We start from the raw sequence: 10095 nt of genomic DNA on the forward strand, positions 1-10095 counted from the left end.
TCTGGGCCGGAATGCCTGCTGAGACACAGAAAAGTGTGCAGGAGGAAAGGGAGAGTCAAACGCCCCTGCAGCATCGCCACAGGTGTAGTCCGACGGTCCCCGTCGGCTCAGGCGCCGCGGAGTCGCAGCCCCAACCCACAATCAGTCATATTTTGCAGACAGACCGCCGCAACTTCCTTCGGAGTAGTGCTCTCGTCTCCTCCACCCAACGTGGGACTTGTTGCCGGATCCTCTTCGAGGAAGAGATTCGGCTGAGCGTCCACACAAGACAAGTCCCCCAAAATTGCCCGGCAATTGCCCCCCATCTCACGGGGTCGCCTTCCAGTTCTCCTTCACCCACGCAAAAGCTTCTTCGGAGGTCGTGAGCACGCCCTCCAGCTGGAGATTCTGCACAGCCGTGAGCAACTCTCCCACCTGACGCCCCTTGGGGATGCCCATGGCCATCAGCTCATGACCATTAAGCAACGGCTTGGGGATGAGCGGCAGAGGATCGTTGCCAAACTCCTGCTGCTTCTCGCGGATGAAATCGTAGTTGTCTGAGAAGCCATTGCTGCTCTGGCAGTCCACGCGGTGCAGCTCCATTTCATCTTCAAAACCCGGGCGGGCCATGAAGCGCTTGAGGCGGGAAATCCTCATCTTCTGCACGTCCTTGAAGACCATGTGATTGGCCACGGCCTCGACGGTCGGTTCGATGACGTCATTGGGATACTTCAGGCGTCGAAGAATCTCTTCCGACATCTCCGCCCCGATCTTGTCGTGACCATTGAAGCGGATGCGCCCGTCTGGGTCCTGGGTTAACGTCGCCGGCTTGGCAATATCATGCAGCAGCACCGACCACACCAGCGACAGGGAAACCTGCGCGGGCAGCAGACCGAGCATGATGCGGGTGTGCACAAACACATCCCCTTCCGGATGGAACTGCGGGGGCTGCTCACAGCCCTGCAGCACAAGGATCTCTGGCAGCACGGAGGCCATGAGGCCGCTCGCGACCAGCAGGTCGAATCCACGCACACGATTGGGGTGCAGCAGGATGCGGGAGAGCTCCTCGCGAATGCGCTCTGCACTGATGCTTTTCAGCTTGGGGGCCATCTCCACCATCGCCGCCCAAGTGCCGGGCTCGATCTCGAATTCCAGCACGGTGGCAAACCGGACGGCCCGCATCAGACGCAACTGGTCCTCTTCGAACCGCTTGCGCGGATCACCAATGGCCCTCAGCACCCGTTTGTCCAGATCGGCGCGCCCCTCCACGTAGTCGAGGACTTCGTCTTTGATCGGATCGTAAAACAGTCCGTTGACTGTAAAGTCGCGACGATGCGCGTCCTGCTCCGCGTTGGTGAAGGTGACAGACTCCGGTCGACGGCCGTCCGTGTACTCGCCGTCGTTGCGGAAGGTGGCAATCTCGAAAGACTGCTCCCCTTCCCGCACCAGGATGACTCCGAAATGGGCTCCGACTGCGAAAGACTTGGGGAAGAGACGTTGCACCTCCTCGGGACGTGCGCTGGTGGCAATGTCGTAGTCCTTGGGCGTCTTGCCCATCAACTGGTCACGGACGCAACCGCCAGCAAAGACGGCCTGATGGCCCGCCTCCACAAGACGGCTGACGAGACTGATGGCAATTTGGTGCATGGGGGTCATGAAGCGGATACTCCCGCAAGATACTCCCGCAAGATACTCCCAAGTCGTTGCACCTCAAGATGCACGGCGTTTTTTGATCTCAGGCAGCGTGAGCCCGATGTCCGCAGCGAACACGACCGGCGGCACCCCGCCCTTGTCAAACTCGGCATCGTCGAAATGCCACCACTCAGTGTCCAGCATGCTGAATCCCGCTGCCGTCATGGCCAGCTGAAGAGACATACGACGAGACTTCACCTCCTCACTGGGCAGCGGGGAATTATGGGCGGTCTTGGCATCTGCTTCGTCGAAGCCCGTAGGCATCTCCAACTCACGACCGGAGGCATCGACCAGCGTCACGTCCACCGCCGTGCCCGAACAGTGCCGGGACCACATCAGACTGGGAGGGGTGAACATGCCCGTATACCCACCGTGCTCAAACAGGGAGAGCTGAACTTCAGGCGGACGATAGGCGTCCCAAATCTTCAGTCCGTACCCTTTCGAGCGCAGGATCTCCTGGGCCACTCGCAGCTTTTCCACCGTGCGCACATGCAACAGGCAGGGCATGTCCTGGGGGTAGAGGGGTTGCCAGCACACATTCTTCTTGGTGCGGTACGGCAGTTCATACTGGATGTCAGGAATCACTGTGCGCACATCCACCAGCCCCCGCTGGGCCGCAGCAGAGATCACCTCATGAAGTTGACCAGCCCCCAACCAAACTTCCTTCCTCCCGTCTGTCTTACCGGTGTATTTCGACTTTGGAGCCGTGCTCCCGCAATGCGTCAGGAAGCAGGCAGAAAGGGCGGCCAGGGCAATTAGTTTGGTCCTCACCATCGTGGGCAGTTTACAATCGTTGCGGATCGGGGTTCGTTTGTCGGGCGAACCGTTCCCTACACCATCTCGCTCATCTCGTGACTGAAATTCTTGCTCACTCACTGATTTTTCTCCTGGGGCTGATCGCAGGGGTGGGAGTCCTCCATACGGTGGAGCGATTCCCCTTCCCGTTCTACCGTTTGGGCCAGTCGACCATCCCCTCAGGCGCAGGACGTCGGGCTCTCGTCATCCTCATCACTGCCAGCCTCTACCTGGCTGCGTTCGCATCGTTCCGGGGTCCGTGGGCGTCCTGGCCATCCTGGGGCTCGCTCTTGGTGCTCCAGTGGATCTTCATCACGCTGCTCGTCGCCGGCACCTTCATCGATCTCGACCATTTCCTGCTGCCGCATGAAATCACCTTCGGCGGCCTGGCGGTGGGGCTGGGAGGCAGCGCCCTGCTGCCTGAACTGCTGCATGAGCCCGCCCGCGGAAGGGGCTTTCTCGCCTCGGTCGCCGGTGCTTGTGTGGGAGCCCTTCTCATCTGGCTGGTCATCCAGCTGGGCAAGCTGGCCTTTGGCAGGCTGAGCAAGCAGTTCAAGGAACCCCAGGCCTGGAGCGTCACCCAACCTACTGAGGACCAATCGCCCGAGTTCGCTGTGGGTGACGAGACGCTTTCGTGGGAAGACATCTTCTTCCGCCCCACCGACCAGCTCCTCCTGACATGTGCGGAACTCTCGATCAATGACCAGCACCATGGCCCGTGCGAGCTGAAGATCTGGAGGGACCGGCTGGAGGTTCAGCCGCGAGACCATCCGGACACCATCCAGCAGTCCCTGGAGTCCGTGACGATCTTGAAAGGTCAATGCACGAAGGTCGTCATCCCTCGTGAGGCCATGGGGTACGGCGACCTCTTTTTGCTGGCCATGATCGGCAGTTTTCTGGGCTGGCAGGGTGCACTGTTCACGCTGGTGGGAGGGTCCTTTCTAGGGTCTGCCATTCCTCTGCTGGGGGCGGCGATCTTCCGGAGCAAAGAATGGAGCAGCAAGATTCCCTTCGGCCCGTATCTGGCTGCGGCAGCTCTCATCTGGCTGTTCTTCCGCGCCTGGCTGCTCGATGTCCTGACTCCGTTCTTTGTGATCTAGCCGGGGTGCCAGGAAGCTCCGGACGGGCGATGAATTAACTTTCCCCGTCAGCGGCTTCCGCTAAGCTGGCGACCACATTTCCCCTCCCTTCTTCCCTGCCTCATGACCCGGATTGCTGTGCTCGAGTTTCTCATTCACCTGCTGATTTTCTTTTTGGGGGCAGGCATTGGTTCATTCCTCAACGTGGTCATCTACCGGCTGCCGCTTGGCATCTCGGTGAACAATCCCAAGCGGTCCTTCTGCCCGAAGTGCAAGAAGCAGATCCCCTGGTATCAGAACCTGCCTCTCATCAGCTGGCTCTCGCTGCGGGGAAAGTGTGCCGCCTGCAAGTCCCCGATCCCCTTTCGCTACTTCTTTGTGGAGCTGCTCACCGGGATCATCTTCTACGCGATCTTCCTCGAGTTTCGAGGCTCCTGGGATTTCCGACTGGACTGGGGTGACAAGGTGATCCTCTACTGGATCTTTGCTGCGCTCCTCATCGCCGGCACTTTCATCGATATTGATCATTACATCCTGCCGCATGAGATCACCTTCGGCGGCCTGGCCGTGGGCCTGATCGGTAGCTGGATCGAACCCCAGCTCATGGGTGAGTTTATCCGCAGCCGGGGCTTGGTCGCCTCGCTGGCAGGGGCCTGTATCGGTGCGACGCTCATCTGGGTGATCATTCAACTGGGCAAGATGGCCTTCGGCCGCATCAAAAGGAAGTTCGAGAAGCCGGAGGCCTGGACGATCTCCCAGCCCAAGGAAGACGAGCCCCCGCTCTTCCAGATCGCCAAGGAGTCCTTCACCTGGCACGACATCTTTTTCCGCCCATCAGATCGTCTAGTGATGGCCTGCACGGAACTCAAGGTGAACGAAACCAGCTATGGCCCCTGCCAGCTGGAGATCCGGGAGAACTCCATGAAAATCCGCCCGGAGTCCGGTGCCGAGGTACAGCACACCACGCTGGAGGATATCAAAAAGCTGGAGGGTCAAAGCACTCAGGTGCTGATCCCGCGCGAAGCGATGGGCTACGGGGACATCTACCTGCTGGCCATGATCGGCAGCTTCCTCGGGTGGCAGGCCGTCCTTTTTACAGTCGTGGCCGCCTCGGTGCTCGGCAGCATCATCGGCGTGGTGCCACGCCTTTTTGGCAAGACGGAATGGAGCAGCAAGATCCCCTTTGGCCCGTATCTGGCCGGTGGCGCGATGATTTGGCTCTTCTACGGGCCTCAACTCGTAGAATGGTATATGAGCCGATTTAGTCGGATCGAGTATTTGGATGTATGAGTGGTTTAAGGGAGTTCGCATTTTACCACAGAGACACAGAGTACACAGAGGTGCTTGAAGCTGTATTGGGCTAGAATACACGGAGCGTTGTCTGGAAGCATCAACCTGCCGCCGTCATGAAGATTCTCATCACTGCTGGCCCTACCCGCGAGCCACTCGACCCCGTCCGCTACCTGACAAACCGGTCCTCCGGCAGGATGGGATACGCCTTGGCCGAAGCCGCTGTGGCTGAAGGGCATCTGGTGGACCTCGTGAGCGGCCCGGTGAGCCTGATCCCGACCGACGGCGTGAAGATGCACTTCGTGGAAACCGCCCAACAAATGTGGGAAAAGGTGCGCCAACTCACTCTGGGAGAACCACCTCCGCAGTTAGCCATCCACGCCGCCGCGGTAGCCGACTATCGGCCAAAGGTCGTGGCGGAACAGAAGATCAAGAAGCAGGCCGACACCCTGATTCTTGAGTTGGAACGCAACCCTGATGTGCTGGGCTCCATGCGTGGAGCCTTTGGGTTCACGGGGTACCTCGTTGGTTTCGCGGCAGAGACCCAGAACCTGGTGGCCAATGCCCAGGAGAAGCTGAAGCGCAAGGGGTGCGACCTCGTCATTGCCAATGACGTGAGCCGCAAGGACACGGGGTTTGACAGTACGGAAAACGAAGTCATGCTCTGCCTCCCTTCGGGCGAAACGGAGCTGATTCCCAAACAGTCCAAGCAAACGCTGGCGCGCGAAATCATCCGAAGGGTCGTTGCGCTGGCTTCCCAGTAGTCCCCTTCCCTCCATGAGTTCGAGTTCCCTCCTGAGTGTCGCCCTTGAAGCCGCCCACGCCGCCGGCCAGCTGCAACGCGAGAACCTGGGGTCCGACCTCGCCGTGAATGAGATGCTGCAGTACGACATCAAGCTCGACCTTGACGTGCGCTGTCAGACCCTGATCACGGATATCATCTTGAAGAACTTCCCCGACCATGCCGTGCTGGGTGAAGAAGGCGACGCTGGCAACCCTGATGGCACCACCCAGTGGATCGTGGACCCCATCGACGGCACCGTGAATTTCTTCTATGGCATCCCGCACTTCTGCGTCTCCATCGGTGTGAAGGTGAATGGCGAACTGGTCGCCGGCGTCATCTACGACCCGAACCAGGACGAGACCTGGGCGGTGGAAAAGGGCTCCGCCCCCACGCTCAATGGCAAGGCGATCCGCACCAGTTCCCGGACAAAGATCAGCGACGCTGTGGTGACCTGCGGATTCTCCAAAAGCGAGGAGGCTATCCTGGCTAGCTTTGAGCGGTACAAGCGCATCTCCCTGGCGGTGAAAAAGACCCGCATGCTCGGCAGTGCCGCTCTGGCTCTGGCGTACATCGCGTGTGGTCGTCTGGACGCCTATGTGGAGGAGCAGATCAGCGAGTGGGACGTGGCCGCAGGGCGCCTCATCCTGGAAGGTGCCGGTGGCACGTTCATCGAGCAGCCCAGCCGCACTCACGAGGGCAAGATGTTCATCGTCGCCACCAACGGCAAGATCGACATGAACCCATACCTCTAAGGTGCCAGCTCAAGGCACTGATCCGCTGAGTTACTGAATCACCGATTTACTGATCTACCGAAATGTCCACCCGTGTCGGCATAGGCTACGATGTCCACCAGTATGCAGAAGGCCGCGCCTTCATTCTCGGCGGTGTGGAGATCCCGCACCATCGGGGCCTGAAGGGCCACTCTGATGCCGATGTGCTGAGCCATGCCATTGCAGATGCCGTTCTCGGTGCCCTGGGTGAGCCGGACATTGGCTATTGGTTCCCACCAACAGACGCTAGTATCGAAGGCATCAGCAGCCTCAAGATCCTGGAGAAGGTCGCCCAGATCGCGGCCGACAAGGGCATGAAGATCGTCAATGTGGACAGCACCGTGGTGGCTGAGGCTCCCAAGGTGAATCCTCATCGCGAAGCAATGAAAGAGAAGATCGCCGCCGCCCTCGGACTCACGCCAGATCTGGTCGGGGTGAAAGCCACGACCAATGAGCGCATGGGCTTCGTGGGGAGAGAAGAAGGTGTGGCCGCCATGGCCGTGGCGAGCGTGGAGAAGGTGTGAGAGGTACGATGTGCGGCATGGCCGCCCCATAGTGCACAGCCCCTGACGTGGCATCCGGCCACGCCATCATCGCGACGATCACACCCCACCTCCTTCGCTCACAACCCGGCTGGGACAGCCGGACTACATCCTCCGCTCCGCACCGGGGTTGGAGTACCGCATTTATGCGGCTCAGGACGCGCCACCCCTGACCACCGCATCTCGACCACATCGTCCATCGGCGATCACACGCAACGCCCTCCGCTCACAACCCAGCTAGGGACAGCCGGACTACATCCTCCGCTCCGCACCGTGGTTGGAGTTCCGCATTTATGCGGTCAGAACGCGCCACCCCTGACGCAACAATCCGGCCACACCGCGCATCAGCAAACACACACCCCTCCCTCCGCTCCCACGCGGGGCCGGAGACCACGCCTCCTTACTCTGTGGCGCGCCCTCCATTCCAACAAAAAACGCGCCCCGTGTCACAGGGCGCGTTTTGTTTAATCTCTCGAACTCGAGATCCTCGAACCCAACTCAGCGTTCTTAGTGCTGGTTGCAGAACTCTTCGAAGCGGTCCATGCCGGCGTTGATCACGTCGAGGCTGGTCGCGTAGCTGAAGCGAATCGTGTAGTCTTCACCGAAGGCGATACCGGGAACGGCGGCCACCTTCTGCTTGCTGAGGAGCTTCTCGGCGAAGTTCACGGACTTGATGCCGATGGGCTCAATGTTCACGAGGAAGTAGAAAGCGCCCTTGGGCTCCACCGCGCGGATGTTCTTGATGTTCTGCAGGCGGGCCAGCATGAACTCACGACGCACGTTGAACTCCTCGCGCATGTCCGCCACGATCTGCTGGTCGCCGTTGAGTGCGGCAATAGCGCCATACTGGGCGAAAGTGGTGGGGTTCGAGGTGGTGTGGCTCTGAATGGTGTCGATCGCGTCAGCGATGGCCTTCGGAGCAGCGGTGTAGCCAAGGCGCCAGCCAGTCATGGCATAAGCTTTGGAGAAGCCGTTGATGGTGATCGTCAGATCCGAAACTTCCTTGCCCAGGGAGGCGATGCTGATGTGCTTGTGGCCATCATACACGAGCTTTTCGTAGATCTCGTCGGAGAGGATCACGATGTCTTCGCCCACGGCGATCTCTGCGATCTTCTCAAGCTCATCCTTGGAGTACACAGACCCAGTCGGGTTGCCGGGGCTGTTGAGGATGATCATCTTCGTCAGGGGCGACATCGCCTCTTCGAACTGCTCAGGGGTGATCTTCCAGCCGTCTTCGGCCTTGGTCTCAACGATGACCGGCACGGCACCCACGAGGCGCACCATTTCCGGGTAGCTGGTCCAGTAGGGGGAAGGGATGATGACCTCGTCTCCTGGATTGCACACTGCGAGGATCGCATTGTAACAGGAATGCTTGGCACCACAGTTCACGCTGATCTGGGACGGTGCGTACTTGAGCCCGTTCTCCACTTCAAACTTGGCGGAGATTGCCTCACGCAGCTCGAGCAGACCTGAACTCTCCGTATAACGGGTCTGGCCGTCCTGGAGAGCCTTGATGGCTGCCTCAGTGATGTGAGCCGGAGTGTTGAAGTCAGGCTCTCCAGCACTAAAGCTCAAAACGTCCACGCCCTGCTTCTTCAGCGCCTTGGCCTGGCTGGTAATGGAAAGCGTCAGAGAAGGAGCCAGTTCAGATACGTTTTTGGAGATGAAGTCCATTTGAGCGTGCTGTTTAAAAATTGGAGGGAGGGGTACAAAGGAGAGCCGGGCGGCTTTGTCAACCACGGTAAAGCAATGATGAGGTCATCTGTGAAGGCAATTTTGGGTGCAAACGGCTCACTTTGCCCCAGCCAGACGCCCCCGGGCAGTGACCCACTTTCCGCGGGTGACCACCTCATCAAAGACCAGTCCAGCCTTCACTCCCAGTTTGAGGCAGTCATCCGCCTGAGTCCGGAGGATGCCACTGACAAAAACGACGCTCTGCTTGGACATGGACTTCACGATCTTGGGGAACACGTCTTCCAGGATGTCGTAGAAGAGATTTGCCGCCACACAGTCCCACCGCCGCTTGGGCTTCCACTTCAGGACATCGGCTTCGTCGATCACCACGTTCTTGGTCCGGTTGCGCACCAGATTCTCTTGCGCCACGCGCACGGCCTTGTCGTCGAAGTCGCAACCCCAGGCCTCGCTGGCCCCGAGCTTCTCCGCAGCAATGGCGAGCACGCCGCTGCCAGTTCCCAGGTCGAGCATGGTCCAGGGCTTCCCTTCCCGGGCTTTGGCATAGTCCACCATCATGCGTAGAACGGTGGCCGTCGTGGCATGGTGACCGGTGCCGAACGCCATGTCGGCAGGGATGCTAATGACCTGGAGTTTGGGATGCGCTTTCTCGATCTCCTTGAGCTTGGTCTTGGCCTTCTCCGCCACCACTAGCAGACGTCCCCTCACCTTCACCGGTGGCGGCTGTTCCTGACTCATCGCGGCCCAGTTCTGTGCCTTCAGTTCGCGCACGCTGCCGCCGAACTGCTTAGAGATGGCCTCAGCCTCTTTCTTCTTTTCGCAATAGACTTCGATACGGATGGTGCTGCGGCCCGCGATCCGTGTGATGACAGCACGAGGCTCCCCAGCGAAACGTTCTTCCCAGGCGTCTGCCCACTTTTCCGATGACAACTTAGACCACACAAACATGGCGGGATGCTAGAGGCAACCGGCAGGTTCGTCACCTATTCTTATCTCATCCAGACACTCGCTCACTACACGGGCCGGAAGACAATGAGCCCCATGTTGTCCGACTTCTCGCCCAGGTACGCGGAAATTCTCGTGTCCACAATGCAGCAGCGTCCCTTGTCATAGCTGGACGTGGCATGCATGAAGCGGCAGGTGCTGCCATTGCGAACAGCCAGCCCCACATGGGAGGTGTAGCCCGTGTCATCCTTGGAGGCGATCGCCAGCACGTCTCCGTCTTGGAGCCGGGACTCGATGCCCGCCACGCGGTTTTTCGGAATATAGGTCACCGGCAGGCGCGACACCCGGCCTTCCACCTTGGCGATGCCACTGCGCAGAGAGGGGTTGCTACGCAGGTAGCGGTAGTTCCGCCAGGCGATCTGCATTTCCCGCACGTTTCGCCGCACGGGCACGCCCCCCAAGGAGCGGGTCACGTTCGTTCCCAAGCCGCGTCTTTGGTTGTCGGCAAAAACCTCCTCAAGGTGGTG

Annotated in this window: 10 protein-coding genes; 5 read left to right on the forward strand and 5 right to left on the reverse strand. The window is 59.7% G+C overall.

Annotated features, from left to right (window positions below; genetic code table 11):
• Positions 1-306 precede the first annotated feature (306 nt).
• Positions 307-1626 carry a CCA tRNA nucleotidyltransferase gene (locus BV106_RS25310; protein WP_081892259.1) on the reverse strand — a complete coding sequence of 440 codons (1320 nt, stop codon included), beginning with the start codon at positions 1624-1626 and terminating at the stop codon, positions 307-309.
• A gap of 63 nt (positions 1627-1689) precedes the next feature.
• Complete coding sequence (locus BV106_RS25315; RefSeq protein ID WP_081892255.1) at positions 1690-2445, reverse strand: M15 family metallopeptidase; 756 nt, start codon at positions 2443-2445, stop codon at positions 1690-1692.
• 77 nt (positions 2446-2522) lie between these two features.
• On the opposite strand from BV106_RS25315, the gene BV106_RS25320 reads away from it, so the two are divergent.
• The 5 genes from BV106_RS25320 (at position 2523) to ispF (ending at position 6913) form a co-directional block, all read left to right on the forward strand.
• Complete coding sequence (locus tag BV106_RS25320; RefSeq protein ID WP_038169345.1) at positions 2523-3566, forward strand: prepilin peptidase; 1044 nt, start codon at positions 2523-2525, stop codon at positions 3564-3566.
• 102 nt (positions 3567-3668) lie between these two features.
• Entirely contained in the window at positions 3669-4835 is a 1167-nt protein-coding gene (locus BV106_RS36235; RefSeq protein WP_051946319.1) for an A24 family peptidase, read from the forward strand.
• A 116-nt stretch (positions 4836-4951) separates the two neighbouring features.
• Positions 4952-5599 carry a phosphopantothenoylcysteine decarboxylase gene (locus BV106_RS25330; protein WP_038169346.1) on the forward strand — a complete coding sequence of 216 codons (648 nt, stop codon included), beginning with the start codon at positions 4952-4954 and terminating at the stop codon, positions 5597-5599.
• Positions 5600-5612: 13 nt separating this feature from the next.
• The gene (locus BV106_RS25335) at positions 5613-6371 is read left to right on the forward strand and encodes an inositol monophosphatase family protein (protein ID WP_038169347.1); all 759 of its coding nucleotides are present in this window, start codon (positions 5613-5615) and stop codon (positions 6369-6371) included.
• 62 nt (positions 6372-6433) lie between these two features.
• Entirely contained in the window at positions 6434-6913 is a 480-nt protein-coding gene (gene ispF, locus BV106_RS25340) for a 2-C-methyl-D-erythritol 2,4-cyclodiphosphate synthase (protein WP_038169348.1), read from the forward strand.
• Between the two features lie 525 nt (positions 6914-7438).
• Here the strand turns inward: ispF and BV106_RS25345 are convergent.
• From BV106_RS25345 to BV106_RS25355, 3 genes are all read right to left on the reverse strand, one after another.
• Positions 7439-8605 (reverse strand): pyridoxal phosphate-dependent aminotransferase, encoded by a 1167-nt coding sequence (locus tag BV106_RS25345; protein WP_038169349.1) that lies wholly within the window; start codon positions 8603-8605, stop codon positions 7439-7441.
• Between the two features lie 117 nt (positions 8606-8722).
• Positions 8723-9571, reverse strand: coding sequence for a 50S ribosomal protein L11 methyltransferase (locus tag BV106_RS25350; RefSeq protein WP_038169350.1), 849 nt, complete (start codon positions 9569-9571; stop codon positions 8723-8725).
• Positions 9572-9636: 65 nt separating this feature from the next.
• Positions 9637-10095: N-acetylmuramoyl-L-alanine amidase-like domain-containing protein (locus tag BV106_RS25355; RefSeq protein WP_038169366.1), on the reverse strand; the 459-nt coding region annotated here is incomplete at its 5' end.

Source organism: Verrucomicrobium sp. BvORR106, assembly GCF_000739655.1.
In the GTDB taxonomy this organism is placed as follows: Bacteria; Verrucomicrobiota; Verrucomicrobiia; order Verrucomicrobiales; family Verrucomicrobiaceae; genus Verrucomicrobium.

Coding starts and splice junctions, on each gene's coding strand:
- BV106_RS25310 (WP_081892259.1), bottom strand. CDS start 1,626: ATGCACCAAATTGCCATCAGTCTCGTCAGCCGTCTTGTGGAGGCGGGC.
- BV106_RS25315 (WP_081892255.1), bottom strand. CDS start 2,445: ATGGTGAGGACCAAACTAATTGCCCTGGCCGCCCTTTCTGCCTGCTTC.
- BV106_RS36235 (WP_051946319.1), top strand. CDS start 3,669: ATGACCCGGATTGCTGTGCTCGAGTTTCTCATTCACCTGCTGATTTTC.
- BV106_RS25330 (WP_038169346.1), top strand. CDS start 4,952: ATGAAGATTCTCATCACTGCTGGCCCTACCCGCGAGCCACTCGACCCC.
- BV106_RS25335 (WP_038169347.1), top strand. CDS start 5,613: ATGAGTTCGAGTTCCCTCCTGAGTGTCGCCCTTGAAGCCGCCCACGCC.
- ispF (WP_038169348.1), top strand. CDS start 6,434: ATGTCCACCCGTGTCGGCATAGGCTACGATGTCCACCAGTATGCAGAA.
- BV106_RS25345 (WP_038169349.1), bottom strand. CDS start 8,605: ATGGACTTCATCTCCAAAAACGTATCTGAACTGGCTCCTTCTCTGACG.
- BV106_RS25350 (WP_038169350.1), bottom strand. CDS start 9,571: ATGTTTGTGTGGTCTAAGTTGTCATCGGAAAAGTGGGCAGACGCCTGG.